The sequence below is a fragment of the Mycobacterium sp. NGS27 genome (assembly GCF_059813005.1).
Map to the genome: position 1 here is coordinate 55,150 of NZ_JCALDT010000002.1, position 23,882 is coordinate 79,031.

Annotated in this window: 27 protein-coding genes; 14 read left to right on the forward strand and 13 right to left on the reverse strand. The window is 66.5% G+C overall.

What is annotated here, in order from left to right; genetic code table 11:
- Positions 1 to 11: 11 nt before the first annotated feature.
- The gene (locus tag AC5Y30_RS04765) at positions 12 to 797 is read right to left on the reverse strand and encodes a 2-keto-4-pentenoate hydratase (protein WP_499916909.1); all 786 of its coding nucleotides are present in this window, start codon (positions 795 to 797) and stop codon (positions 12 to 14) included.
- A gap of 71 nt (positions 798 to 868) precedes the next feature.
- On the opposite strand from AC5Y30_RS04765, the gene kstD reads away from it, so the two are divergent.
- Together kstD and chsH3 are read left to right on the forward strand one after the other, a co-directional pair.
- The gene (kstD, locus tag AC5Y30_RS04770) at positions 869 to 2,551 is read left to right on the forward strand and encodes a 3-oxosteroid 1-dehydrogenase (RefSeq protein ID WP_499916911.1); all 1,683 of its coding nucleotides are present in this window, start codon (positions 869 to 871) and stop codon (positions 2,549 to 2,551) included.
- A 1-nt stretch (position 2,552) separates the two neighbouring features.
- Positions 2,553 to 3,425 (forward strand): enoyl-CoA hydratase ChsH3, encoded by an 873-nt coding sequence (gene chsH3, locus AC5Y30_RS04775; protein ID WP_499916913.1) that lies wholly within the window; start codon positions 2,553 to 2,555, stop codon positions 3,423 to 3,425.
- 115 nt (positions 3,426 to 3,540) lie between these two features.
- Here the strand turns inward: chsH3 and AC5Y30_RS04780 are convergent, their stop codons facing one another.
- The 7 genes from AC5Y30_RS04780 to AC5Y30_RS04810 form a co-directional block, all read right to left on the reverse strand.
- Complete coding sequence (locus AC5Y30_RS04780) at positions 3,541 to 4,380, reverse strand: putative endonuclease domain-containing protein (RefSeq protein ID WP_499916915.1); 840 nt, start codon at positions 4,378 to 4,380, stop codon at positions 3,541 to 3,543.
- Positions 4,381 to 4,558: 178 nt separating this feature from the next.
- Entirely contained in the window at positions 4,559 to 5,728 is a 1,170-nt protein-coding gene (ltp2, locus tag AC5Y30_RS04785; protein ID WP_499916917.1) for a 17-hydroxy-3-oxo-4-pregnene-20-carboxyl-CoA lyase, read from the reverse strand.
- Positions 5,728 to 6,129, reverse strand: coding sequence for a MaoC family dehydratase (locus AC5Y30_RS04790; protein WP_499916919.1), 402 nt, complete (start codon positions 6,127 to 6,129; stop codon positions 5,728 to 5,730). The genes ltp2 and AC5Y30_RS04790 overlap by 1 nt, the downstream gene beginning before the upstream one ends.
- On the reverse strand, positions 6,126 to 7,088 hold the full coding sequence (locus AC5Y30_RS04795; RefSeq protein WP_499916921.1) for a bifunctional MaoC family dehydratase N-terminal/OB-fold nucleic acid binding domain-containing protein: 963 nt from the start codon (positions 7,086 to 7,088) through the stop codon (positions 6,126 to 6,128). Before AC5Y30_RS04795 ends, AC5Y30_RS04790 begins: the two co-directional genes overlap by 4 nt.
- Positions 7,085 to 8,248 (reverse strand): acyl-CoA dehydrogenase FadE29, encoded by a 1,164-nt coding sequence (gene fadE29, locus AC5Y30_RS04800; RefSeq protein WP_499916923.1) that lies wholly within the window; start codon positions 8,246 to 8,248, stop codon positions 7,085 to 7,087. The genes AC5Y30_RS04795 and fadE29 overlap by 4 nt, the downstream gene beginning before the upstream one ends.
- The gene (locus AC5Y30_RS04805; RefSeq protein ID WP_499916925.1) at positions 8,239 to 9,252 is read right to left on the reverse strand and encodes an acyl-CoA dehydrogenase family protein; all 1,014 of its coding nucleotides are present in this window, start codon (positions 9,250 to 9,252) and stop codon (positions 8,239 to 8,241) included. Before AC5Y30_RS04805 ends, fadE29 begins: the two co-directional genes overlap by 10 nt.
- Positions 9,252 to 10,502 (reverse strand): cytochrome P450, encoded by a 1,251-nt coding sequence (locus AC5Y30_RS04810; protein ID WP_499916927.1) that lies wholly within the window; start codon positions 10,500 to 10,502, stop codon positions 9,252 to 9,254. The genes AC5Y30_RS04805 and AC5Y30_RS04810 overlap by 1 nt, the downstream gene beginning before the upstream one ends.
- Before the next feature lie 132 nt (positions 10,503 to 10,634).
- Between AC5Y30_RS04810 and AC5Y30_RS04815 the strand changes: the two genes are divergently transcribed.
- The 4 genes from AC5Y30_RS04815 to AC5Y30_RS04830 are packed head-to-tail and all read left to right on the forward strand — an operon-like array spanning position 10,635 to position 13,166.
- Positions 10,635 to 11,810: a steroid 3-ketoacyl-CoA thiolase gene (locus AC5Y30_RS04815; RefSeq protein ID WP_499916929.1), complete on the forward strand. Its 1,176-nt coding sequence runs from the start codon at positions 10,635 to 10,637 to the stop codon at positions 11,808 to 11,810.
- A 7-nt stretch (positions 11,811 to 11,817) separates the two neighbouring features.
- On the forward strand, positions 11,818 to 12,204 hold the full coding sequence (locus AC5Y30_RS04820; protein WP_499916931.1) for a DUF8021 domain-containing protein: 387 nt from the start codon (positions 11,818 to 11,820) through the stop codon (positions 12,202 to 12,204).
- 18 nt (positions 12,205 to 12,222) lie between these two features.
- Entirely contained in the window at positions 12,223 to 12,675 is a 453-nt protein-coding gene (locus AC5Y30_RS04825; RefSeq protein WP_499916933.1) for a nitroreductase family deazaflavin-dependent oxidoreductase, read from the forward strand.
- A 38-nt stretch (positions 12,676 to 12,713) separates the two neighbouring features.
- The gene (locus tag AC5Y30_RS04830) at positions 12,714 to 13,166 is read left to right on the forward strand and encodes a nitroreductase family deazaflavin-dependent oxidoreductase (protein WP_499916935.1); all 453 of its coding nucleotides are present in this window, start codon (positions 12,714 to 12,716) and stop codon (positions 13,164 to 13,166) included.
- Here AC5Y30_RS04830 and AC5Y30_RS04835 read toward each other — a convergent pair.
- Positions 13,163 to 14,068 carry an SDR family oxidoreductase gene (locus AC5Y30_RS04835; RefSeq protein ID WP_499916937.1) on the reverse strand — a complete coding sequence of 302 codons (906 nt, stop codon included), beginning with the start codon at positions 14,066 to 14,068 and terminating at the stop codon, positions 13,163 to 13,165. The two genes, AC5Y30_RS04830 and AC5Y30_RS04835, sit on opposite strands and share 4 nt — an antisense overlap.
- Positions 14,069 to 14,082: 14 nt before the next feature.
- Positions 14,083 to 14,838 carry an SDR family oxidoreductase gene (locus tag AC5Y30_RS04840; RefSeq protein ID WP_499917628.1) on the reverse strand — a complete coding sequence of 252 codons (756 nt, stop codon included), beginning with the start codon at positions 14,836 to 14,838 and terminating at the stop codon, positions 14,083 to 14,085.
- Positions 14,839 to 14,934: 96 nt separating this feature from the next.
- Here AC5Y30_RS04840 and echA20 point away from each other — a divergent pair, with 96 nt between their 5' ends.
- The 8 genes from echA20 (at position 14,935) to AC5Y30_RS04880 (ending at position 20,776) form a co-directional block, all read left to right on the forward strand.
- A complete protein-coding gene (echA20, locus tag AC5Y30_RS04845) occupies positions 14,935 to 15,693 on the forward strand; it encodes a (7aS)-7a-methyl-1,5-dioxo-2,3,5,6,7,7a-hexahydro-1H-indene-carboxyl-CoA hydrolase (RefSeq protein WP_499916939.1) in 759 nt (252 codons plus the stop codon).
- On the forward strand, positions 15,690 to 16,574 hold the full coding sequence (gene ipdA / locus AC5Y30_RS04850) for a cholesterol ring-cleaving hydrolase subunit IpdA (RefSeq protein WP_499916941.1): 885 nt from the start codon (positions 15,690 to 15,692) through the stop codon (positions 16,572 to 16,574). Before echA20 ends, ipdA begins: the two co-directional genes overlap by 4 nt.
- Positions 16,571 to 17,323 (forward strand): cholesterol ring-cleaving hydrolase subunit IpdB, encoded by a 753-nt coding sequence (ipdB, locus tag AC5Y30_RS04855; protein WP_499916942.1) that lies wholly within the window; start codon positions 16,571 to 16,573, stop codon positions 17,321 to 17,323. The genes ipdA and ipdB overlap by 4 nt, the downstream gene beginning before the upstream one ends.
- Positions 17,323 to 18,396, forward strand: a complete 1,074-nt coding sequence (gene ipdC, locus AC5Y30_RS04860; RefSeq protein WP_499916944.1) for a (3aS,4S,5R,7aS)-5-hydroxy-7a-methyl-1-oxo-octahydro-1H-indene-4-carboxyl-CoA dehydrogenase — start codon at positions 17,323 to 17,325, stop codon at positions 18,394 to 18,396. The genes ipdB and ipdC overlap by 1 nt, the downstream gene beginning before the upstream one ends.
- 67 nt (positions 18,397 to 18,463) lie before the next feature.
- On the forward strand, positions 18,464 to 19,111 hold the full coding sequence (locus AC5Y30_RS04865; RefSeq protein WP_499916946.1) for a SatD family protein: 648 nt from the start codon (positions 18,464 to 18,466) through the stop codon (positions 19,109 to 19,111).
- A complete protein-coding gene (locus tag AC5Y30_RS04870; RefSeq protein ID WP_499916948.1) occupies positions 19,108 to 19,848 on the forward strand; it encodes a hypothetical protein in 741 nt (246 codons plus the stop codon). The genes AC5Y30_RS04865 and AC5Y30_RS04870 overlap by 4 nt, the downstream gene beginning before the upstream one ends.
- 22 nt (positions 19,849 to 19,870) lie before the next feature.
- Complete coding sequence (locus AC5Y30_RS04875) at positions 19,871 to 20,311, forward strand: helix-turn-helix domain-containing protein (protein WP_499916950.1); 441 nt, start codon at positions 19,871 to 19,873, stop codon at positions 20,309 to 20,311.
- 33 nt (positions 20,312 to 20,344) lie between these two features.
- Complete coding sequence (locus AC5Y30_RS04880) at positions 20,345 to 20,776, forward strand: VOC family protein (RefSeq protein WP_499916952.1); 432 nt, start codon at positions 20,345 to 20,347, stop codon at positions 20,774 to 20,776.
- Between the two features lie 21 nt (positions 20,777 to 20,797).
- Here AC5Y30_RS04880 and fadA6 read toward each other — a convergent pair whose 3' ends face one another.
- The 3 genes from fadA6 to AC5Y30_RS04895 all read right to left on the reverse strand — a co-directional run bounded on the left by fadA6 (position 20,798) and on the right by AC5Y30_RS04895 (position 23,827).
- Complete coding sequence (fadA6, locus tag AC5Y30_RS04885) at positions 20,798 to 21,958, reverse strand: steroid 3-ketoacyl-CoA thiolase FadA6 (RefSeq protein WP_499916954.1); 1,161 nt, start codon at positions 21,956 to 21,958, stop codon at positions 20,798 to 20,800.
- A gap of 1 nt (position 21,959) precedes the next feature.
- On the reverse strand, positions 21,960 to 22,580 hold the full coding sequence (gene kstR2 / locus AC5Y30_RS04890; protein ID WP_499916956.1) for a TetR family transcriptional regulator KstR2: 621 nt from the start codon (positions 22,578 to 22,580) through the stop codon (positions 21,960 to 21,962).
- 74 nt (positions 22,581 to 22,654) lie between these two features.
- On the reverse strand, positions 22,655 to 23,827 hold the full coding sequence (locus tag AC5Y30_RS04895; RefSeq protein WP_499916958.1) for a hypothetical protein: 1,173 nt from the start codon (positions 23,825 to 23,827) through the stop codon (positions 22,655 to 22,657).
- Between the last annotated feature and the right edge of the window lie 55 nt (positions 23,828 to 23,882).

The window sequence follows — 23,882 nt, forward strand, 5'->3', positions numbered from 1 at the left end:
TAAATTCGAGCCTATTCGAACGACAGGCGGACCGAACCGAGGCCCGCGAAATCGGCGACGAAGTCGTCGCCGGGGTGCACGTCGATCGCCCGCGTGCACGACCCGGGCAGCACCACGTCACCCTTGCGCAACCGGACGCCGAAGCTCTCCACCTTGCGCGCCAACCAGGCCACCGCGGTGACCGGATTGCCCAGCACCGCGTCACTACGTCCCTTGGCGATCACCTCACTGTTGCAAGTCAGCACCGCGTCGATCTTCGTCACATCGAGCTCGGTCGGCGAGACCCGCGCCTGACCCAGTACGTAGCCCGCCGAAGACGCGTTGTCGGCGATGGTGTCGCACAACCCGATCTTCCAGTCGGTGATCCTGGTGTCGATCAACTCGATCGACGGGACCAACGCCTCGGTGGCCGCCAGCACGTCGTCCTCGGTGCAGCCGGCGCCAGGCAGATCCGCGGACAGGATGAAACCGACCTCTACTTCCACCCGCGGGTACAGGTAGCGGTTCGTCTTGACCGGAGTGTCCTCGAACAGCTGCATCTCGTCGAGCAGATGGCCGTAATCCGGCTCGTCGACCCCCATCATCTGCTGCATCGCCTCGCTGGACAGGCCGACCTTGTGGCCCAGCACCCGGGCGCCTTCGGCGACCCTCTGGCGGATGTTGATCAGCTGAATCTCATAGGCGTCGACGACGTCGATCTCCGGATAGGTGGCGGTCAGCGGGGTTATCGGCTCGCCACTGCGCTCGGCTTGCGCCAAGTCGGCGGCCAGCTCGTCGCGCATGGCAACACTGAGCATCTCTCCAAGTCTCCTCGTCGCTCGACCGGGCCAGTAGCGGCCGCCCCGGGCAATTCTATAACGTGTTCTACATGTCAGCGCAGGAGTACGACGTCGTCGTGGTCGGAAGCGGCGGAGCCGGCATGGTGGCCGCCCTTACCGCCGCTCACCGGGGTCTTTCCACCATAGTCATCGAGAAGGCCCCCCACTTCGGCGGCTCCACCGCACGCTCAGGAGGCGGCGTTTGGATCCCAAATAACGAAGTGCTCAAGCGTGACGGGGTCCGCGATACCGCCGAGGCCGCCCGTACTTATCTGCACGGGATCATCGGAGACGTCGTCGAGCCCGAGCGCATCGATACCTACCTCGAGCGCGGCCCCGAGATGCTGTCGTTCGTCCTCATGCACACCCCGCTGAAGATGTGCTGGGTCCCGCGCTACTCCGACTACTACCCCGAGTCGCCGGGCGGCCGCGCGGAGGGCCGATCGATCGAGCCGAAGCCGTTCAACGCCCGCAAGCTCGGCGCCGACGAATCCGGCCTGGAGCCGGCGTACGGCAAGGTCCCGCTGAACGTCGTGGTGATGCAACAGGATTACGTGCGGCTGAACCAGCTCAAGCGGCACCCCCGCGGCGTGGCGCGCAGCCTGAAGGTCGGGGCACGCACCATGTGGGCCAAGGCGACCGGCAAGAACCTCGTCGGCATGGGCCGGGCGTTGATCGGTCCGCTGCGCATTGGATTGCAGCGGGCCGGGGTGCCGGTAGTGCTCAACACCGCGCTCACCGACCTCTACGTCGAAGACGGCGTCGTGCGCGGCGTCTACGCGCGCGGCACCGGCGACGCCGAATCCAGTGAGCCCCAGCTGATCCGGGCCCGCCGTGGCGTGATCCTGGCGTCGGGCGGGTTCGAGCACAACGAGCAGATGCGGGTGAAATACCAGCGCGCACCGATCACCACCGAGTGGACCGTGGGCGCGGTCGCCAACACCGGCGACGGAATCCTGGCAGGCGAAAAGCTTGGCGCCGCACTGGACATCATGGAAGACGCGTGGTGGGGTCCGACCGTCCCGCTGGTGGGTGCGCCCTGGTTCGCGTTGTCCGAGCGCAACTCGCCCGGATCGATCATCGTCAACATGTCGGGCAGGCGGTTCATGAACGAATCGATGCCTTACGTCGAAGCCTGCCATCACATGTATGGCGGCCAATACGGTCAGGGACCCGGCCCGGGCGAAAACATTCCCGCGTGGCTGGTGTTCGACCAGCAGTACCGGGACCGCTACATTTTCGCGGGATTGCAGCCCGGACAACGTATTCCGCGTAAGTGGCTGGAGTCCGGGGTCATCATCCAGGCCGACACGCTGGCCGAGCTGGCGCAGCAGGCCGGCCTCCCACCGGGCGAACTCGCCGCGACGGTCGAACGTTTCAACGGGTTCGCGCGCTCCGGCGTCGACGAGGACTACAAGCGTGGCGAGAGCGCGTACGACAGGTACTACGGCGACCCGACCAACAAGCCGAACCCCAACCTCGGCGAGATCAGTCATGCGCCCTACTACGCGGCCAAGATGGTGCCCGGTGACCTGGGGACCAAGGGCGGCATCCGCACCGATGTCCACGGCCGCGCGCTGCGCGACGACGGCAGTATCATCGAAGGCCTTTACGCCGCAGGCAATGTCAGTGCTCCGGTGATGGGCCACACGTACCCCGGTCCGGGTGGCACCATCGGTCCGGCCATGACATTCGGCTACCTGGCGGCGTTGCACATCGCGGAGGAGAGCTGAGATGCCGATCGACGTAGAAGTCGCGCTGAACGCCGAGCTGGATCCCATCGAATTCTCTTGGGCCAGTAGCGATGTGCAGCTCTACCACCTGGGACTGGGCGCGGGCGCCGATCCGATGGATCCGCGCGAGCTGCGCTACCTGATCGACGACACCCCGCAGGTGCTGCCGACGTTCGGCAACGTGGCCGCCACCTTCCATGCCACGAAACCGCCGACGGTCAAATTTCCGGGTATCGACATCGAGCTGGGCAAGGTGCTGCACGCCAGCGAGCGCGTCGAAGCGCCCGCTCCGCTGCCGCCGTCGGGCTCGGCCAAGGCCGTCACCCGGTTCACGGACATCTGGGACAAGGGCAAGGCCGCGGTGATCTGGAGCGAGACGACGGTGACCGCGCCGGATGGCACGCTGCTGTGGACGCAGCGCCGGTCCATCTTCGCCCGCGGCGAAGGCGGATTCGGCGGCGAGCGTGGCGCCTCGACCTCGGACGGCCCGCCGGACCGTGCTCCCGATCTCGAGGTCGACGTGCCGATCCTGCCGCAACAGGCACTGCTCTACCGGTTGTGCGGCGACCGCAACCCGCTGCATTCCGATCCCGAATTCGCCGCCGCCGCAGGGTTTTCGCAGCCCATTCTGCACGGACTGTGCACGTACGGCATGACCTGCAAGGCGATCACCGATGCGCTGCTCGACGGTGATGCCGGCGCTGTCGCGGCCTACGGCGCGCGTTTCGCCGGGGTGGCGTTCCCCGGTGAAACGCTCAAGGTCGGCATCTGGAAGGACTCGACGTCTTCTGAAGGCCGCTTCCTGGCCAGCGTTGTCGCGCCCTCGCGCGACAACGCCGTCGTGCTGTCGGGCGTCGAACTGGTCCCTGCGTAGCTTTTGCGCCGAACGCCCAGCCTTCTCGCGCCCAGCCTTCTCGCGCCGAGCGTCCAGCCTTCTCGCGCCGAGCGTGAAGTTAGTTTCACGTTCGGCTACGAGCGTGAAAGCAGTTTCACGCTCGGCGGGCGCGAGCCGCGCGCACCCGACGGACGATTCCGGCCGGCCTGTCGCCTGCGAGCACCCTCACTACGATCCAGCCGCGACGCTCGATGTTCTCCAATCGCCGGACGTCCCAGCTGTACTGCCAGCGATCGCTGCGGTGATGTTCACCGTCATACTCGACCGCTACTTTGACGTCCTCCCAACCCATATCCAAATATGCGATCGCGCTGCCCAATTCGTCGAGCACGGGAATCTGGGTTTGCGGCCGCGGCAAGCCGGCCTCGATCAAGACAATCCGCAGCCACGACTCCTTCGGTGATTGCGCGCCGCTGTCGAATAGCGCTATGGCCTTGCGCGCCTGCACGATGCCTCGGCGGCGCGAGTACCTTTCCGCGAGTATCTCGACGTCGGCCGCCTTGATTCCGGTCGCGCGGGCCAACGCGTCCATGCCGGCAACCGCTGCATTCTTCGAATACCAGCATCCGATATCGAGGGCTGTCCTAGCTGCCGAGGTCAGCGGGATCTTTCCCATGACGACGATTTCGTCGTCCTCGATACGGTCGCCGTGCGCCCTGATCCCAGCCTGGAAGTGGCGGTTGTCGTGGATGAGGTCCACCACCGTCAAGTCGTCGACCCATTTGCTCCCGTGTAATGCTGCGGCGCCGAACCCGGCAACCACGCCCTTGCGTCCGGACCACAACCAGCCGGCCCTCGCTCGTAGCGCGGCGGTGACATCCGCATCCCGATCGACGTAGACGTCTCGGAACAGCCGGAGATAGCCAGTGCAGAGTTGGCCTCTGGTTAATACGCCTCGAGCAACGGCCTCACTCCCCAGGAACGGCTCAACCACGACGGCAGCGTCGCACGTGTCATTGCCGGCGTCACTTCACTCGTCGACTGTGAAGTTAGTTTCACGGTCGGCAGCGAGCGTGAAACTAACTTCACGCTCGGCCGGAAGCGGCGGCACGCTCGGCCGGAAGCGCGGGCAGCGGGGGGAAGCGGCGGGGAGACAGCCTCGCCGCCAGGCCCTAGCCCAAGATCAGGCCCGACGTGGGCACACCGGTTCCCGCGGTGACGAGCACGTGCTCGACGGCGGGCACCGGATTCACCGAGGTGCCCCGCAATTGGCGCACTCCCTCGGCGATGCCGTTCATGCCGTGGATGTACGCCTCGCCGAGCTGGCCCCCGTGGGTGTTGATGGGCAGCCGCCCACCGATCTCGATGGCACCGTCGGCGATGTAGTCCTTGGCCTCACCCTTGCCGCAGAATCCCAACTCCTCCAACTGAATCAGCGTGAAAGGGGTGAAGTGGTCGTAGAGCACGGCGGTCTGGATGTCGGTCGGCTTCAGCCCCGACTGCGCCCACAGCTGCCGGCCAACGACCCCCATCTCGGGCAAGCCGAGCTCCGGCCGGTAGTAGCTGACCATCGTGTACTGGTCGGGACTGGAGCCCTGCGCGGCGGCTTCGATGATCGCCGGCCGCTGCTTGAGATCCTTCGCGCGCTCCGGCGACGTCACCACGATGGCGACCGCGCCGTCGGTCTCCTGGCAACAGTCCAGCAGCCGCAGCGGCTCGGCGATCCACCGCGAATTCTGGTGATCCTCAATGGTTATCGGCTTCTCGTAGAAGTACGCCTTCGGATTCTTGGCCGCGTGCTTGCGGTCGGCCACCGAAATCGCACCGAAGTCCCGGCTGCTGGCACCCGACAGATGCATGTAGCGCTGGGCGATCATCGCGACCTGCGCTGCCGGCGTGGACAGGCCGTGCGGATAGGAAAACGAATTGTCCGCCGCGGTCGAATCGGCCTGCACCCCGGCGTTTCCCACCAGCCGGGTCTGCACCTGACCGAACCGCATGCCCGAACGCTCGTTGAACGCCCGGTACGCGACGACGACGTCGGCCACCCCGGTGGCCACGGCGATCGCCGCCTGCTGGACGGTCGCGCACGCGGCGCCGCCGCCGTACCCGATCTGCGAGAAGAACTTCAGGTCACCGATGCCGACCGCACGCGCGACGGCGGTCTCGTTGTTGGTGTCCATCGTGAAGGTGGTCAGCCCGTCGACATCGGAGGGGCTCAACCCGGCGTCGTCGAGCGCATCCAGCACCGCCTCGGCCGCCAGCCGCAACTCGCTGCGGCCGGAGTCCTTGGAGAAGTCGGTGGCACCGATGCCGACGATCGCGGCCTTACCCGAAAGCATCAAGCAGCCCCCATCGTCAAAGTCACAGTCGCGATGACGTGATCACCAAGGCTGTTGCGGCCGAACACCTTCAGCGTGATCAGGCCGTCGTCGATGGCGGTCACCTCGCCGGAGAAGGTGACGGTGTCGTAGGCATACCACGGCACACCGAGCCGCAGGCCGATCGACTTGATCAGCGCCGTCGGACCCGCCCAGTCGGTGACATAGCGCTGCACCAGGCCGGTGTCGGTGAGGATGTTGACGAAGATGTCCTTGGAACCCTTGGCCTGAGCCAGGTCCCGGTCGTGGTGCACATCCTGAAAGTCCCTGGTGGCCAGGGCCGTCGAGATGATGAACGTCGGCGTACCGTGCAGCTTTAGTTCGGGCAGGGTGGTGCCCACTTCAACGACGGGTGCACTCATGCTTGATCTCCCAAGGGCTCCCAGGCGTAGAGGCTCCACTCCGGGCCGGACTCACCGGCCGGGAAGTCGATATAGGTTGCGCGGACCGGCATTCCGATTTTAATTTCGGCGGCCTCGACGTTGCGTAGCTCGCCGAGCATGCGGACGCCCTCTTCCAGTTCGACCAGTGCGATCACAAACGGCAGCGTGCGCCCGGGCACCTTCGGCGCGTGGTGCACCACGAAGCTGAACACCGTGCCACGGCCGCTGGCCACCGCGTAGTCGATGGGTTCGGCCTTGTCTTGCCACACCGCAGGCACCGGCGGGTGCTGCAGGGCGCCATCGGCGAGGCGCTGGATGCGCAGCTCGTGCGCCGCCACGCCCTCCCAGAAGAAGGCGGTGTCGCGCGACACCGCCGGACGCATCATGGCGTCGGCGTCCAGGTCCTGCGGGACCGACCCGGCCGCGCCGGAATCTTCGCGGGGCCTGAATTTCAGAATGCGCCAAGCCATTTCGGCGACATCCTCGTCACCGACCCGCCAGGTGATGTGCTGGTTGATGAACCATCCCTCGCCGAGCCCCGTCTGCTTCGGGCCCACCACGTCGCGCATCTCGGAGACGACCGTGACCTGCTCGCCCGGACGCAGATACCGGTGGTAGGTCTGCTCGCAGTTGGTGGCGACCACCCCGATGTAGCCGGCCTCGTCGAACAGCTGCATGATCGGGCCCATGGGGTCGTCGGTCGGGCGTTCCCCACCCAGCCCGAACATGGTCCACACCTGGATCATGGCCGGCGGGGCGACGATTCCGGGATGGCCGGCGGCCTTGGCGACCGCCTCGTCGACGTAGATCGGGTTGCGGTCCCCGAGCGCCTCGACCCAGTTGTTGATCGTCGGCTGGTTCACCGGATCCCGGGCCTGGCGCGGGGCAGCCACGACGGTGGCGGTGATCTCCGCGACCGCTTCCTTGATGTCGGTCATCGAGGCACCCTCGGCACTTTGAGTCCGGCCGCGGCGATCATCTCCCGCATCACTTCGTTCACGCCGCCGCCGAAGGTGATGACCAGGTTGCGTTTGGTCTGCGAGTCCAGCCACTTCAACAGGTCGGCGGTATCCGAATCGGCGGGGTTGCCGTACTTGCCGACGATCTCCTCGGCGAGCCGGCCGATGTACTGAATCTTCTCGGTGCCAAAGACTTTCGTCGACGCGGCATCGGCCACGTTGATGTCCTCACCGGCGGCGGCCACCTGCCAGTTGAGCAGCTCGTTGATCCGCCACATGGCATGGATCTCACCGAGGGCCCGCTTGACGTCCTGGTGGTCGATCGGCGTGACGCCGTCGCTGCCCGGCTTGGACGCCCAGGCGTGCACCCGGTCGTAGATGCCGGCGGTCCGGCCCGCCGGGCCCAGCATGACGCGTTCGTTGTTGAGCTGGGTGGTGATCAGCCGCCACCCGCCGTTCTCCTCGCCGACCAGCATGTCGGCGGGCACCCGCACGTCGTTGTAATAGGTGGCGTTGGTGTGGTGGGCACCGTCGGACAGGATGATCGGCGTCCAGGAGTAGCCGGGGTCCTTCGTGTCGACGATCAGGATCGAAATGCCTTTGTGTTTCACGGCTTCCGGGTCGGTGCGGCAGGCCAGCCAGATGTAGTCGGCGTCGTGGGCGCCGGTGGTGAAGATCTTCTGCCCGTTGACGATGTACTCGTCGCCCTGGCGCACCGCGGTCGTCCGCAGGGCGGCGAGGTCGGTGCCGGCCTCGGGCTCGGTGTAGCCGATCGCGAAGTGCACCTCGCCGGCCAGGATGGCGGGCAGGAATTTCTTCTTCTGTTCCTCGCTGCCGAACTGCTGCAGCACCGGACCGACCGTCTGCAGCGTCACCGCGGGCAGCGGCACGTCGGCCCGATGCGCCTCGTTGACGAAGATCGATTGCTCGATGGGGCCGAAGCCCAAGCCGCCGAACTCCTTCGGCCATCCGACGCCGAGTTTGCGGTCCTTACCCATCCGCCGGATCACCGCGCGGTAGGCCTCGTTGTGCCGGTCCTGCTCCATCGCCTTCATCTCGTCGGACGAGATCAGGTTCGAAAAGTATTCCCGTAGTTCCGCTTGCAGCTGGCGCTGCTCCGGAGTCAGGTCTATGAACATTGCGCTCCCACCAGGTCGAGACGATGAGAAGAACCGCCCAGCAGCCGGGACAGGTCCTTGATCGTGGAGTAGTACCGGTGCATCGGATAGGTGATGTCCATCCCCATCCCGCCGTGCAGGTGATGGCAGATCTGCATGACCGGCGGCGCCTGTGACGTGATCCAGTAGCCGAGGACATCCAGGTCGTCGTCCGCGTCCCGGCCATCCGACAGCCGCCACGCAACCGACTTCGCCGCCAAATTGATTGTGCGCGAGGCGATGTAGACCTCGGCGAGCTGAGCGGCGACGGTTTGGAACGTCGACAGTGGCTTGCCGAACTGTTTGCGGTTGGCCACGTAGTCGGCCGTCAGCCGCAGCGCCCCGGCGACCAGGCCGTCGGCGAAGGCGCCGACGGCGGCCAGCACCAACTGGTTGACCCGGGACGCCGTCGCGCCCGCCAAAACGTTTGAGTCTTCGACCGCGACGTCGGCGAACGTGACCGTGTACTCCTCGGAGTCGTTCGAGGTCGGGGTTTGGACCGTGTCGACACCGTCGGCCTTCGACGACACGACGACGACCGCGCTGTCGGCCGTGACGACGATCCAATCCGCTTGTCCCGCATAGCCGACGCCGACCTTGGTGCCCGACAGGCGGCCGCCCGCGAAGGTGGTCGACGGCCGGTCCGGCAGCGCCGCACCCGGCTCGTTGAGGGCGGCGGTCAGCACGGCGCCCTTGGCGACGCCGGCCAAAAACCGGTCCTGCTGTTCATCGGAGGCCAGATCGAGCAGTGGCAGCACGCCGAAACCCAGGGTGGCCAGGGCCGGCGTGATGGCGCCGTGGCGGCCGATCTCGGTCAGCACGGTGGCGACCTCCGCTAGGCCGACGCCGTCGCCACCGAGGCGCTCCGGCACCGGTAGTGCCGTGACACCGCCGTCGACCAAAGCGTCCCAACTCAATTCACGCTCGAACACCGACGTGACGACATCGGCGACGGCCTGTTGCGTCGCGGTGAGGTCGAAGTCCATCAGGACGTCACCGCGGGCTTGCCGGCGTAGTCGACCTGCCAGTGCTTGATGCCGTTGAGCCACCCCGACCGCAACCGCTCGGGCTCGCCGATCGGCTTGAGGTCCGGCATGTGATCGGCGACCGCGTTGAAGATCAGGTTGATCGTCATGCGGGCGAGGTTCGCACCGATGCAGTAGTGGGCGCCGGTGCCGCCGAAGCCGACGTGTGGGTTCGGGTCGCGCAGGATGTTGAAGGTGTGCGGATCTTGGAAGACCTCTTCGTCGAAGTTGGCCGACCGATACGACATCACCACCCGCTGACCCTTCTTGATCGGCACGCCGGACAGCTCCGTGTCCTCATTGGCCGTGCGCTGGAAGGCCGAAACCGGAGTGGCCCACCGGATGATCTCGTCGGCCGTGGTCACCGGCCGCTCCTTCTTGAACAGCTCCCATTGATCGGGGTTGTTCGCCATCGCGATCATGCCGTGGGTGATGGAGTTCCGCGTCGTTTCGTTGCCCGCCACCGCCAGCATGACCACGAAGAAACCGAACTCGTCATCGGAGAGCTTCTCGCCGTCGATGTCGGCCTCGATCAGCGTGGTGACGATGTCGTCGGTGGGGTTCTTGCTGCGCTCCGCCGCCATCGCCATGGCGTAGGTGATCAGTTCCAGCGACGACTGCGCGGGGTCGACGTGGGCGTACTCGGGGTCGGTGCCACCGGTCATCTCATTGGACCAGCGGAACAGCTTGTCCCGATCCTCCTGGGGAACGCCGAGCAGACCGGCGATGGCCTGTAGCGGCAGCTCGCACGAGACCTGTTCGACGAAGTCGCCGCTGCCCTCTTTGGCGGCGGTCGCGGCGATGTTCTGGGCACGCTGGGCCAGTTCGGCTTCCAGCCGCCCGATGGCCCGTGGGGTGAACCCGCGGGAGATGATCTTGCGCAGCCGGGTGTGGTGCGGCGCGTCCATGTTCAGCATGACGCTGCGCTGCAGCTCGACCTGCTCCCGCTTCATCTCCGGCGGCCAGGTCGGGATGGCGCCGTTCATCCAGCTCGAGAAGACGTCGCTGCGCTTGGACACCTCCTTGACGTCGGCGTGCTTGGTGACGAGCCAGTAGCCGTGGTCCTCGAACCCGCCCGCGCCATCCGGGATGTCGACCCAGTGGATCGGCTCCGCCTTGCGAAGCTGGGCGAGCTCCTCGACGGGCAGCCCGGCGAGGTTGACGTCGGGGTCGAGAAAGTCGAAATCGGCGGGAATGTTGGGGGGTGCCATGTAGGGTGCGCTCCTTTTACAACACTAATTGCAACGTGTTCTAGTGCCAGTAAAACACGCCTCCTGCGCAGATAAAAGGCAGGTCACCATCCTCGCTTGTCAGAGTAATGAAACGTGTTCTAGCCTGACGGAATGGGTAACCCTGTCATCGTCGAAGCCACTCGCAGCCCCATCGGCAAACGGAACGGGTGGCTGTCCGGTCTGCACGCCACCGAGTTGCTGGGGGCCACGCAGAAGGCCCTCGTGGAGAAGGTACGAGCCGACTCCGGCTTCGAAATAGATATGGTCGAGCAGATCGTCGGCGGCTGCGTCACGCAGTTCGGCGAGCAGTCCAACAACATCACGCGCGTCAGCTGGCTCGTCGCGGGCCTGCCCGAGCACGTCGGTGCGATGACCGTGGACTGCCAGTGCGGCAGCGGCCAGCAGGCCAACGGCCTGGTCGCCGGTCTTATCGCGGCGGGCGCCATCGACATCGGCATCGCGTGCGGCATCGAGGCCATGAGCCGCGTCGGGCTCGGCGCGAACGCGGGTCCCGACCGCACCATCCTGCGCCCGTCGTCGTGGGACATCGACCTTCCCGACCAGTTCACCGCGGCCGAGCGGATCGCCAAGCGGCGCGGCATCACTCGCGACGAGATCGACGAATTCGGCCTGGCGTCCCAGACCAAAGCCAAGCAGGCGTGGGAAGAAGGCCGTTTCGATCGCGAGATCTCCCCGATCGAGGCCCCGGCGCTCGACGAGAACAAACAACCGACGTCCGAGCGCGTCACGATCAGCCGCGACCAGGGCCTCCGCGACACCACCCTGTCGGGCCTCTCCGCGCTGAAGCCCGTGCTCGAAGGCGGAATCCACACCGCGGGAACGTCGTCGCAGATCTCCGACGGCGCGGCGGCAGTGCTGTGGATGGACGAGGACAAGGCCAAGGCGCTGGGCCTGCGGCCGCGAGCCCGCATCGTCAGCCAGGCGCTGGTCGGGGCCGAGCCGTACTACCACCTGGACGGCCCGGTGCAGTCGACGGCGAAGGTGCTGGAGAAGGCCGGGATGAAGATGGGCGACATCGACATCACCGAGATCAACGAGGCGTTCGCCTCGGTGGTGCTGTCGTGGGCACGGGTGCACGATCCCGACATGGCCAAGGTCAACGTCAACGGCGGGGCCATCGCGCTGGGGCACCCGGTCGGCAGCACCGGAAGCCGGCTCATCACCACCGCGCTGCACGAGCTGGAGCGCACCGACCAGACGACCGCGCTGATCACCATGTGCGCGGGCGGCGCCCTGTCGACCGGCACCATCATCGAACGCATCTAGCACGCCCTTGATCGTCTCCGAAGAGAGCCGCATCGCCGCGGCGCAGTCATACATCGACGCGCTCGTCAGCCATGAGGGTGACGCCGTTCCGTTCGCGCGCGGGTGCACCCGCGTCGAGCAGGGAATCAAGAACGGCTTCTCGGGAAATCACCTGCGGCGCAGCCTCAATCGCGGAATCCAGTACCGGTTGCTCGCGGACACGACACCACCGGACTACCGCATCGACGGCGACCGGGTGCACGCGGCGTACCGGGTGCTGACCAGGGCGGCGTTCGGTGGTCGGCGGCTCGCCGCACACGTCGACGAGACCTTCGTGATTCCGGCCGAAAGCGCAAGCGGGAAAGCCGAAATCCACCACATCAAGGTTCGCTTCCAACCCTTTATCCAGCGGTGAGGACGTCAAGGAGCTCGCATGCCGAAACCGAAGCCTCGTTCACTCAATGCCCCGTGGGTCGGCTTCATCATCAAGTGGATGGCCAAGAGCAACGCATGGATTTATCAGCGCAGCAACGGAAAGCTGGGCAACACGTTCCAGAAAGCGCCGGTCGCGCTGCTCACCACCACGGGTCGCAAGAGCGGTGAACCCCGGGTCAGCCCGCTGCTCTACCTGCGCGAGGGGAACCGGGTGATTCTGGTCGCCTCCAAGGGAGGCAGTGACAAACACCCCCAGTGGTACTTCAACCTCAAGGCCAACCCCGAAGTCTCCGTGCAGATCAAGGACGAGGTCCTGCGACTGCGGGCCCGCGATGCCACCGAGGCGGAACGCGCCGAGTACTGGCCGAAGCTGGATGCCATGTATCCGTCGTTCGACGACTACCGGTCGTGGACCGATCGGGTCATCCCGATCGTCATCTGCGATCCCTGAGTTTCCCCGCCGCCCGAGTGGGGAATCATCAGGGCACCATGACCGACCGCCGCTGGATCCGTAATTCGCGCCCGATTGCCCTGCTGCTCAAGTATTTCGCGCGCGCCCATATCTGGGTGTACCGACGAACCAACGGCAAGGTCGGGGCGAAGCTGCTGCGGTTCCCGGCGGCCCTGCTGACCACCACCGGGCGCAAATCCGACGAGCCGCGAACCACCGCGACGCTGTACCTGCGCGACGGCGAGCGGGTGATCCTGCCCGCGTCCTTCGGCGGGCGCGACAAGGATCCGTCGTGGTATCTCAACCTGAAAGAAAACCCCGACGTGCGGGTGCAAATCCGCGCCCAGCGCCTGGACTTGATCGCGCGCGACGCCACAGAGGCTGAGCGCCAACGGTATTGGCCACAATTGACGCGGATGTACCCGCCCTACCGCAAGTACCGCGAGGCCGCCGATCGAGTTATCCCGCTGGTGGTGTGCGAACCGCGCTAGGCGCCGTAGACGGGAACCGGCCGTCGGGCCTTGGCGAGCAGATCGGCGACGACGCGTCCCAGTTCCGCGGGATCCCACCTCGCGCCCTTGTCGATTTCCGGCCCGTGCGCCCAGCCCTCGGCGACACGGATCTTGCCGCCCTCGACCTCGAACACCTTGCCGGTGACGTCGCGCGATTCGGCGCTGCCCAGCCAAACCACCAGCGGTGAAATGTTTTCCGGGGCCATGGCGTCGAAGTCCTGGTCCTGCGTCGCCATCATCTCGGCGAACACCGTCTCGGTCATGCGGGTGCGGGCCGAAGGCGCGATGGCGTTGACGGTGACACCGTAGCGCCCCATCTCGGCGGCACCGACCAACGTCATCGCCGCGATGCCGGCCTTGGCGGCGCTGTAGTTGCCCTGCCCGACGCTGCCCTGCAGGCCGGCGCCCGAGCTGGTGTTGATGATCCGGGCGTCAACGGTTTTGCCCTCCTTGGACAGCCCACGCCAGTACGACGCGGCGTGGCGCATCGTGGCGAAGTGCCCCTTGAGGTGCACGGCGATGACGGCGTCGAATTCCTCTTCGCTGGTGTTGGCCATCATCCTGTCACGCACGATGCCGGCGTTGTTCACCAAAACGTCTAGGCCGCCATAGGTTTCGACGGCGGTTTTGATCAGGCTCGCCGCCTGGTCCCAATCCGCGATGTTGGAGCCGTCCGCGACGGCTTCGCCACCGGCGGCGGTGATTTCGTCGACGACGGTCTGGGCGGCGCTGCCGCCGCCGGCCGGCGAACCGTCCAGGCCCACCCCGATGTCGTTGACCACCACCCGCGCGCCCTCTTCCGCGAACGCCAGTGCATGCGCGCGACCGATACCGCCGCCCGCTCCGGTGACGATGACGACACGGCCGTCAACCACTCCCATAGCCCTTGTCTCCTCTACTTGACCGCGCTGGCGGTCGTCGTGGACAGATAGTGCGGCGGCTCGCCGCCACCGTGCACCTCTAACGAAGCGCCGCTGATATAGGCGGCCGCGTCCGAAGCCAAAAACGCTGCGGCCCAGCCGACATCCTCGGGCTTGGCTAACCGGCCCAGCGGCACATTCTTCGAGATAGCGGCGATGGAGTCGGCGTCGCCATAGAACAGCTCGGACTGCTCGGTCTCCACCATGCCGACCACACAGGCGTTGACCCGCACCTTCGGGCCCCACTCCACGGCGAGGGTTTGGGTGAGGCTTTCCAGGCCGGCCTTGGCCGCCCCGTAGGCGCCCGTGCCCGGGGAGGGGCGGCGGCCGGACAGGCTGCAGATGTTGATGATCGACCCGCCCCGCTGGGTTTGCATGTGAGCGTTCGCGTGCTGCGAAACCGACAGCGCACCAATCAGATTCAGCTCGATGATCTTGCGGTTGAACTTGGCGCTGGATTCGGCGGTCAGCACGTAGGGCGATCCCCCCGCGTTGTTGACGACGACGTCTAGCCGGCCGTGCCGGTCCACGATCGTGTCGATCAAGGCTTTGACGGCGTCGTCGTCGCGGACGTCGCAGGAGTGGAATTCATACGGCGATCCCTCGACCGGCCGCCGCGCACAGGTGACGACGGTGGCGCCCTGCTCGGCGAAAACCGAGCTGATGCCAGAACCCACCCCGCGCACACCGCCGGTGACGAGAACGACCCGCCCGGCCAGCCCCAACTTGATGGCGTCAGAAGGGGGGCATGCTTCGGCGCGAGTCACTGTGCTAGCGTACCAAGCAAGTGCTTGCTTAGGTAGTTACCCCCACAAGGAAGTGGCACCTTGCCCATCACATCCACAATCACCGAACCGGGCATCGTCGCGGTCACCGTCGACTTCCCGCCCGTCAACGCCATCCCGTCGCGCGGCTGGTTCGACCTCGCCGACACCATCACCGCGGCCGGCCAAGACCCCAACACCCACGTGGTGATCCTGCGCGCAGAGGGCAGGGGCTTCAACGCCGGGGTCGACATCAAGGAAATGCAGCGCACCGAGGGATTCACCGCCCTGATCGACGCCAACCGCGGGTGCTTCGCCGCGTTCCGCGCGGTCTACGAGTGCGCGGTGCCCGTCGTCGCGGCGGTGAACGGATTCTGCGTCGGCGGCGGCATCGGGCTGGTCGGCAACTCCGACGTCATCGTGGCCTCCGACGACGCCACCTTCGGGCTGCCCGAGGTGGAACGCGGCGCACTCGGCGCGGCGACGCACCTGTCGCGACTGGTTCCGCAGCACATGATGCGGCGGCTGTTCTTCACCGCGGCCACCGTCGACGCCGCCACCCTGCACCACTTCGGTTCGGTGCACGAGGTGGTGCCGCACGACGAGCTCGACGAGGCAGCGTTGCGCGTCGCGCGCGACATCGCCGCCAAAGACACCCGCGTCATCCGGGCCGCCAAGGAGGCGCTGAACCTCATCGACGTGCAACGAGTCAACTCGAGTTACCGCATGGAGCAAGGCTTTACCTTCGAGCTCAACCTCGCCGGGGTCTCCGACGAGCACCGCGACGCGTTCGCCGGTACGACGAAGGGTGAAAAATCTTGAGCGACAAGAGAACCACTCTCGACGAGGCCGTCGCGCAATTGCGCAGCGGCATGACGATCGGTATCGGCGGCTGGGGATCGCGGCGCAAGCCGATGGCGTTCGTGCGCGCGCTGCTGCGCACCGACGTCACCGACCTGACCGTCGTCACCTACGGCGGGCCGGACCTCGGCCTGCTGTGTTCGGCGGGAAAGGTCAAGCGGGTCTACTACGGATTCGTTTCGCTCGACTCCCCGCCCTTCTACGATCCCTGGTTCGCCAAGGCCCGCGCGGGTGGCGCGATCGAGGCCCGCGAGATGGATGAAGGCATGCTGCGTTGCGGGCTGCAGGCCGCGGCGCAACGCCTGCCGTTCCTGCCGATTCGGGCCGGGCTGGGCAGCTCGGTGCTGGACTTCTGGGAGGGCGAACTGCAGACGGTGACCAGCCCGTACCCGGCACCGGGGGGCGGGCACGAGACATTGCTCGCAATGCCCGCGCTGCGCCTGGACGCCGCATTCGCGCACCTCAATCTCGGTGACGCGCAAGGCAATGCGGCCTACACCGGGATCGACCCGTACTTCGACGACCTGTTTTTGATGGCCGCCGAGAGGCGCTTCCTGTCGGTGGAGCGCATCGTGTCCACCCAGGAGTTGGTCAAGGCGGTCCCGCCGCAGGCCCTGCTAATCAACCGCATGATGGTCGACGGCGTGGTGGAGGCGCCGGGCGGCGCCCACTTCACCACCGCCGCACCGGACTACGGCCGAGACGAGAAATTCCAGCGGCACTACGCCGAAGCAGCCTCGACGGACGAGGGTTGGCAGCAGTTCGTGCAGACGTACCTGTCGGGCAGCGAAGAGGACTACCAGGCGGCCGTGCGCGCGTTCAAAGAGGAGACATCGTCATGAGCCGCGATGCGATCACCCGCCCCGAGGTCTGCGCGGTCGCGTGCGCCGAATTGTTCCGGGGCGCCGGCGAAATCATGGTGAGCCCGATGACGAACATGGCCTCGGTGGGGGCCCGACTGGCCCGGCTGACCTTCTCGCCGGACATTTTGCTCACCGACGGCGAGGCGCAGCTGCTGGCCGAGACCCCCGCCCTGGGCGCGTCGGCACCCGTCGAGGGCTGGATGCCGTTCGGCCGGGTCTTCGAAACGCTGGCCTGGGGCCGGCGCCACGTGGTGATGGGTGCCAATCAGGTTGACCGCTTCGGCAATCAGAACATCTCGGCGTTCGGCCCGCTGCAGCAGCCCAAACGCCAGATGTTCGGTGTCCGCGGCGCGCCCGGCAACGCCATCAACCACGCGACCAGCTACTGGGTGGGCAACCACTCCAAGCGGGTGTTCTGCGAGAAGGTCGACGTTGTCTGCGGGATCGGCTGGGACAACGTCGATCCCGACAACCCGGCCTTCCGCTTCGCCAACACGTATCGGGTGGTGTCCAACCTCGGCGTCTTCGACTTCGGCGGCCCGGACCGTACGATGCGGGCGGTGTCGTTGCATCCCGGCGTCACGGCGGACGAGGTAGCCGAAAACACGTCGTTCGACATCCACGGCCTGGACACCGCGGCGGAGACCCGATTGCCGACCGAGGACGAACTGCGCTTGATCCGCGAGGTCATCGACCCGAAGGCCCTGCGCGACAGGGAGATCCGTTGATGAAATTGCGCACGCCGCTGACCGAGCTGGTCGGTGTCGAGCACCCGGTGGTGCAAACCGGGATGGGCTGGGTGGCCGGCGCCCGGCTGGTGTCCGCCACCGCCAACGCCGGCGGGCTGGGCATCCTGGCCTCGGCAACCATGACCCTGGACGAATTGGCGACGGCCATCGGCAAGGTCAAGGCCGCCACCGACAAGCCGTTCGGCGTGAACATCCGCGCCGATGCCGCCGACGCCGGCGACCGCGTCGACCTGATGATCCGCGAAGGCGTCAAGGTGGCGTCCTTCGCCCTGGCGCCCAAGCAGGAACTCATCGCCCGGCTGAAAGATGCCGGCGCCGTGGTGATTCCGTCGATCGGTGCGGCCAAGCACGCCCGCAAAGTGGCGAGCTGGGGCGCCGACGCGATGATCGTGCAGGGCGGCGAGGGTGGCGGCCACACCGGGCCCGTCGCCACGACCTTGTTGCTGCCCTCGGTCCTGGATGCCGTGCAGGGCACCGGTATTCCGGTGATCGCGGCCGGCGGCTTCTTCGACGGGCGCGGCCTTGCGGCCGCGTTGAGTTACGGCGCCGCCGGCGTCGCGATGGGCACCCGCTTTTTGCTCACCTCGGATTCGACGGTGCCGGACGCGGTGAAACGTCGCTACCTGGAGTCGGCGCTGGACGGCACCGTCGTCACGACGCGGGTGGACGGCATGCCGCACCGGGTGCTGCGCACCGGCCTCGTCGAGAAGCTGGAAAGCGGCACGCCGATCAGGGGCCTGACTGCCGCGGTGCGCAACGCCGCCAAGTTCAAACACATGTCGCAGATGACCTGGCGGTCGATGATCAGCGACGGCCTGGCGATGCGCCACGGCAAGGAGCTGACCTGGTCGCAGGTGGTGATGGCGGCCAACACGCCAATGCTGTTGAAGGCCGGCCTGGTGGACGGCAACACCGAGGCCGGCGTGCTGGCTTCCGGGCAGGTGGCCGGCATTCTCGAAGACCTGCCGTCATGTGCCGAGCTGATCGAGGGCATCGTGCGCGACGCGATCAAGCATCTGCAGGCGGCGTCCGGGCTGGTGGACGGGGCGTAACCCGCCAGTCGGCGACCCGAATGAAGCTTATAACTAAATTGATCCGCTATTAAGCTATAATCTTCAAATGGGCTCGATGAAGCCGAGTTCTTCACCACGGGCGACCCTCATCGGTGACGTCGTCGGTTCCCGCCGCGCCGCCGACCGCCCGGGGCTGCATCAGATCCTGGCGAGCGCCCTGCGGCAAGCCGTCCGCGACGCAATCGACCCGCCGGCGTTCACCGTCGGCGACGAGTTCCAGGGCAGCTACCCGACCGTCGGCGCGGCGATCGATGCCGCCCTGGGGCTGCGGCTCGCCGTCGGCCCCGCAGTCGATGTCCGGTTCGGCATCGGCTGGGGCACGGTCACCATCCTCGACGCCGACGCGGGAATCCAGGACGGACCGGGCTGGTGGACCGCGCGGGAGGCGATCCAGCAGACCGCACACGCTCAGCGACAGCCCGGCTTCGCGCTGATACGCACGACCTTCCGGGCCGATGGCGAGACGCGCGGCGACGTCGCCGCGGTCAACGCGGCCCTGATCTGTCGGGACCATCTGCTTGGATCGCTCGATGAGAGATCGTTGCGGATTGTGAGGGGGTTGATGACCGGCCGGACCAAAAAGGAGCTCGCCGCGGACGAGGGCATCACCCCGTCGGCGGTTTCCCAGCGCGCCAGCCGCGACGGCCTGGACCTGATTGTTGTTGCCAGCCAATATCTTCGGAGCCTGCCGTGAGCGTCATCGCGGTTTTGCTCATCGCACTGGGCGTCGCCGATTTCTGCCGGCGAGCGGCCAGCGCGGCCTGGCCGCCGCTGTTGATCGGACCGGTCACCGTCTCGGCATGCGCGGCGCTGGGCGCCCTGTGGCATGCCGGTGACATCGTATTGCTCGTGCTGGCGGCCGCGGCGGTGATCGCCTGGGAATGGCTATGCGCGCGAAGCGAACGCACCGGCACCGCGCAGGGCGCACCATTGGCCGTTTTCGGCTCCGTGCTGGCGTTGCTGGCGGTGATGTCCGGCTGGTCGTCACCGGCCGATGGCGCCGTGGCGCGGTGGTCGGCCTGGGTTCACCTGCCTCTCGGCCACGTCACGCCGACCCGGCTGCTGATGCTCGTCGGCGTGGTCCTGGTCCAGTTCGCCACCGCAAATCAGCTGGTGCGCTTGGTGCTTGGCTCGGTGGGCGCGGTGCGACCGGCCGGCGAGCCGCAGCCGTCGGACCGGCTGAAGGGCGGCAGGCTGCTGGGCCCGATGGAACGCCTGCTGATCCTGAGCCTCGGCGTCGGCGGACAGGTGGCCGCGGCCAGCGCCGTCGTCGCGGCCAAGGGCATCATCCGGTTTCCGGAATTGAACGCCCAAACGAACCGCAACGGCGCCGTCGGCATCGACGAGGTGACCGAGTACTTCCTGGTCGGCAGCTTCACGAGCTGGCTACTCGCCCTGGGCGGCATCGGTCTGGTCGTGGCTACCCGCTGAGCGTTTGGAGGTGCGGCACACTATGCGGGTGGCAGCTGCACCAACAGCCCGACATCTTCTGCGCGCCAAAGACCTGGTCGACGCCCGTTATCACGAGCCGCTCTCCATCGCCGACCTGGCGGCGGCGGCGGGTTTGTCACCTGCCCACTTCAGTCGCCTCTTCAAGCAAACGTTCGGCGAGTCGCCGCACCAGTACCTACTGACGCGACGGCTCGAACGAGCCGCGGCGTTGCTGCGCACCACGGACTGGACGGTCGCCGCAGTTTGCTTCGCCGTCGGCTGGGAAAGCGTCGGCTCGTTCACCACCAGCTTTCGCCGCATGTTCGGCGGCACGCCGCAGGCGTACCGGAACAAGTTCCCGCCGGCCGAACGCCACGTGCGAATTCCACGCTGTGTCGCGCTGGCTTACGGACGCCCGCAAAACCGCACGTTTCGAGAAGACTGCGAACCGCGACCTCCGTAGCTTCAAAGCGACAGACCAAACTCAGGAGAACCGATGCTCAAGATCGCGAACGCCCAATTCTGGGTGCATGACCAAGACGCAGCGCTGGAGTTCTACACCAAGACGCTCGGCTGGGAGATCCGAGCGGACGTGACGATGGAGGCGTGGAACTTTCGGTGGCTGTGCGTCGGGCCCGTCGGGCAAGACGATGTCGGGCTGGTGCTGATGCCCGTTCCGAAACCACCGATGCTCGACGCCGAGTCCAGCACACAGCTAGCCGAACTGGTGGCCAAGGGGGCGGGCGGCACTTTGTTCTTGGAAACCGACGATTGCCAGGCTCGCTACGACGAATTGTCCGCTCGCGGTGTTACGTTCAACGATCCTCCCACCCGGCAGGCGTACGGCATCGACACTTCCTTCCGCGACCCGTCCGGCAACAACATTCGGCTCACCCAAGTACTCGAGTTCGATCCGACCCGGGGCTGATCGCCCACCCGTTCCAGGCGGCTACAGGCGCTCGATGATCGTGACGTTGGCCGTGCCGCCCCCTTCGCACATCGTCTGCAGACCGTAGCGGCCGCCGATGCGCTCGAGCTCGTTGAGCATGGTGGTGAACAGCTTGGCGCCGGTGGCACCCAGGGGGTGGCCGAGCGCGATCGCGCCACCGTTGGGGTTGACCTTTTCCGGGTCGGCCTTGATCTCCTTGAGCCACGCCAACACCACCGGCGCGAAAGCCTCGTTGATCTCGACGGTGTCGATGTCATCGATCGACAACCCGGCCTTGTCGAGTGCATAGCGCGTCGCCGGGATGGGCCCGGTCAGCATGAAGACCGGGTCGGCGGCGCGAGCGCTGATGTGATGGATGCGGGCCCGCGGGGTCAGGTTGTGCTCCTTGACGGCCTTCTCGGACGCCAGCAGCACGGCACTGGCGCCGTCGGAAATCTGACTGGCCATTGCCGCCGTCAGCCGGCCACCCTCGACCAACGGCTTGAGCCCGGCCATCTTCTCCAGCGACGACTCGCGCGGACCCTCATCGACCCGGAACGGCCCGGATTCCGTTTCGACGGTGATGATCTCGTTGTCGAAGTGGCCGCCGCGGATGGCCGCGAACGCGCGCTCGTGACTGGTCAGCGCGTAGCGCTCCATCTCCTCGCGCGACAGATTCCACTTCTCGGCGATCAGCTCCGAACCGCGGAACTGCGAGATCTCCTGGTCGCCGTAGCGGTGCAGCCACTGCTTGGATTCGTTGGTGGGCGAGGTGAATCCGAACTGCTCGCCCACCGTCATGGCCGACGAGATCGGGATCTGGCTCATGTTCTGCACGCCGCCGGCGACGATGAGGTCGGCCGTGCCGGACAGAACCGCCTGTGCGCCAAAGGAAATGGCCTGCTGGCTGGAACCGCACTGCCGGTCGACGGTGACGCCGGGAACCTCTTCGGGATAGCCGGCGGCCAGCCACGAGAGGCGGGCGATGTTGCCGGCCTGCGCGCCGATGGCATCGACACAGCCGGCGATCACGTCGTCAACGGCGGCGGGATCGACGTCGACCCGGTCCAGCAGCCCGCGCCAGCCCAGGGCACCCAGGTCCACCGGGTGAATCCCGGCCAGCGATCCCCCGCGCTTGCCGACCGCGGTACGCACAGCGTCGATGACGTACGCCTCAGTCATTTCAGACTCCTTCTTCGATCTTGTTTGATCCCGCAGTGATTCCGCCGAGAACGATGGCGAGGTATTGCTGACCGACTTGTTCGGCGGTGAGTGGCCCCCCCGGCTGATACCAGCGCACCGACACCCAGGTGGTGTCCCGGATGAAGCGGTAGATCAGGTCGACGTCGAGGTCGGGGCGAAAGTAGCCCTGCTCGACGCCCTGATTGAGCAACTCGAGCCACATCTTGCGCTGTTGCCGGTTCATGTCCTCGATGTAGGCGAACCGGGGCTGGGACAACAGCCGCTGGGCCTCGTCCTGGTAGATGACGACCTGCGCGTGCCGGTGCTCGATCGCCTCGAACGACGCCATGAACAGTCCCTTGAGCCGCTCCAAAGGGTTGGCCTCACTGTCCACGATCTCGCGGTAGCGCGCGAACAACCAGTCCAGAAAACTTCGCAAGAGCTCGTCGACCATCTCCTCTTTGGAGGAGAAGTGGTGATACAGACTGCCGGACAAGATGCCGGCGCTGTCGGCGATGTCGCGGACGGTGGTCGCGCGCAAGCCACGCTCGGCGAACATGGTCGCGGCGAGCTCCAGTAACTCGTCTCGACGGCTGTTGGCCTGACCGGGCGCTCGGTCCACCCGATCAGAGTATCAACCAAGCGCTTGCTTGGCCACTGAGGTGGTATTTCGACTTCGGGGTCCCGCCGCAAGCGTCAGCGCAGCGAGACGGCCGGCGGGGTCTGCGACTCGTCGGCGTTGCCGGATACGAACGCGTTGACCACGCTCGTTTTGGTGCCGCCCGACCGGGTCTGGGCGGTCAGCGGGAAGTTGACCGACCCGGAGAAGGTCGCCTCGAGTCGGAATGGGTCGAACAGGTTGATCTTGAGCCCACCGATGTCCGGCTTGCCCCAGGCCGCGGTCCCGTCCACCAGGTCGTAGTCGAAGGCGTGTTGGGGGCAGTCGGGCGGTCGCAGTTGGTTCGAGTTCGCGCAATTGGCCAGCGCGGCCGATATCGCGGCGCTGGTCGCCGACAACCCCCTGTCGCTGAGTTTGAACTCCAGGTCGTTGAAGTACGCGCCCGATGCCGTCAAATTGTCAAGCAGGAACGGCTTTTTCAAGGTGACGGCCAGATTCGGATTGGTGCTGGCGACGTCCACCCAACCGGGAAAGACGTACACCGGTGCGGTGCCGACGGGCTTGTCGAAGAACGTCGCGGTCTTGACGGCGGCCTGCTCGATGCCCGCGTTGAGGGTGTCCACCTTGATCGCAGCGTGATCGAGCTTCCAGTCGCTGCCCGCCTTCTTGATCGACATGGTCACGTCCGAGGTGTTCTCGCCGAATTTCGCCGAGACATGCACCTGGCCGAAGCCGAAGCCGCGGGCGGAATTGTCGTCGAGGATCTTGATGTCGGTGATCGGCCACCGCGCGATCTGCCGTTTGAGGATGTCGTCGGTCAGAAAGTCTTTGGACGCGGGCTGGTCGGTGCTGTACGTCAGCGCGGCTTGCGCGTCGCCGCGGGCAAGCGCTTCGAGGTAGCCCTTGGCCGCATCGCCGGCGCTGCCCGAGCCGCCACCGCTGCTGACGGCGATCACGGTGATGACGATGACGACGATGACGACGGCGGCCACGCTCAGTCCGATGATCAGTGGCTTGCGATTGCGCTGACCGGGGCTGCCGTGCGGCCCGTTGAAGTTGGCGACGGTGACCGGGGGTGGCGAGGACCACGACCCGTACGCGGGCTGCCCGAACGGGGCCGCCTGGCCGCCTTGACCCCACTGTTCTGGCCATCCGGCGTCGGATTGCCAGGGGGCGCCCGGGGGCTGGCCGGGTGTGTTTGCAGGCGTCGGGTTCTCACCCCACGGTCGGTGACCCGGCCCTTCGCTCACAGCACCCTCCCACCTGCATCAACCGCGTTGGTCGACAATTGTAAACACGTCGCGG

What these genes read in the sequence shown, in the direction of transcription:
- AC5Y30_RS04765 (WP_499916909.1), bottom strand. Translation starts at nt 797, where the DNA reads ATGCTCAGTGTTGCCATGCGCGACGAGCTGGCCGCCGACTTGGCGCAA.
- kstD (WP_499916911.1), top strand. Translation starts at nt 869, where the DNA reads ATGTCAGCGCAGGAGTACGACGTCGTCGTGGTCGGAAGCGGCGGAGCC.
- chsH3 (WP_499916913.1), top strand. Translation starts at nt 2,553, where the DNA reads ATGCCGATCGACGTAGAAGTCGCGCTGAACGCCGAGCTGGATCCCATC.
- ltp2 (WP_499916917.1), bottom strand. Translation starts at nt 5,728, where the DNA reads ATGCTTTCGGGTAAGGCCGCGATCGTCGGCATCGGTGCCACCGACTTC.
- AC5Y30_RS04790 (WP_499916919.1), bottom strand. Translation starts at nt 6,129, where the DNA reads ATGAGTGCACCCGTCGTTGAAGTGGGCACCACCCTGCCCGAACTAAAG.
- AC5Y30_RS04795 (WP_499916921.1), bottom strand. Translation starts at nt 7,088, where the DNA reads ATGACCGACATCAAGGAAGCGGTCGCGGAGATCACCGCCACCGTCGTG.
- fadE29 (WP_499916923.1), bottom strand. Translation starts at nt 8,248, where the DNA reads ATGTTCATAGACCTGACTCCGGAGCAGCGCCAGCTGCAAGCGGAACTA.
- AC5Y30_RS04805 (WP_499916925.1), bottom strand. Translation starts at nt 9,252, where the DNA reads ATGGACTTCGACCTCACCGCGACGCAACAGGCCGTCGCCGATGTCGTC.
- AC5Y30_RS04810 (WP_499916927.1), bottom strand. Translation starts at nt 10,502, where the DNA reads ATGGCACCCCCCAACATTCCCGCCGATTTCGACTTTCTCGACCCCGAC.
- AC5Y30_RS04815 (WP_499916929.1), top strand. Translation starts at nt 10,635, where the DNA reads ATGGGTAACCCTGTCATCGTCGAAGCCACTCGCAGCCCCATCGGCAAA.
- AC5Y30_RS04825 (WP_499916933.1), top strand. Translation starts at nt 12,223, where the DNA reads ATGCCGAAACCGAAGCCTCGTTCACTCAATGCCCCGTGGGTCGGCTTC.
- AC5Y30_RS04830 (WP_499916935.1), top strand. Translation starts at nt 12,714, where the DNA reads ATGACCGACCGCCGCTGGATCCGTAATTCGCGCCCGATTGCCCTGCTG.
- AC5Y30_RS04835 (WP_499916937.1), bottom strand. Translation starts at nt 14,068, where the DNA reads ATGGGAGTGGTTGACGGCCGTGTCGTCATCGTCACCGGAGCGGGCGGC.
- ipdB (WP_499916942.1), top strand. Translation starts at nt 16,571, where the DNA reads ATGAGCCGCGATGCGATCACCCGCCCCGAGGTCTGCGCGGTCGCGTGC.
- ipdC (WP_499916944.1), top strand. Translation starts at nt 17,323, where the DNA reads ATGAAATTGCGCACGCCGCTGACCGAGCTGGTCGGTGTCGAGCACCCG.
- AC5Y30_RS04865 (WP_499916946.1), top strand. Translation starts at nt 18,464, where the DNA reads ATGGGCTCGATGAAGCCGAGTTCTTCACCACGGGCGACCCTCATCGGT.
- AC5Y30_RS04875 (WP_499916950.1), top strand. Translation starts at nt 19,871, where the DNA reads ATGCGGGTGGCAGCTGCACCAACAGCCCGACATCTTCTGCGCGCCAAA.
- AC5Y30_RS04880 (WP_499916952.1), top strand. Translation starts at nt 20,345, where the DNA reads ATGCTCAAGATCGCGAACGCCCAATTCTGGGTGCATGACCAAGACGCA.
- fadA6 (WP_499916954.1), bottom strand. Translation starts at nt 21,958, where the DNA reads ATGACTGAGGCGTACGTCATCGACGCTGTGCGTACCGCGGTCGGCAAG.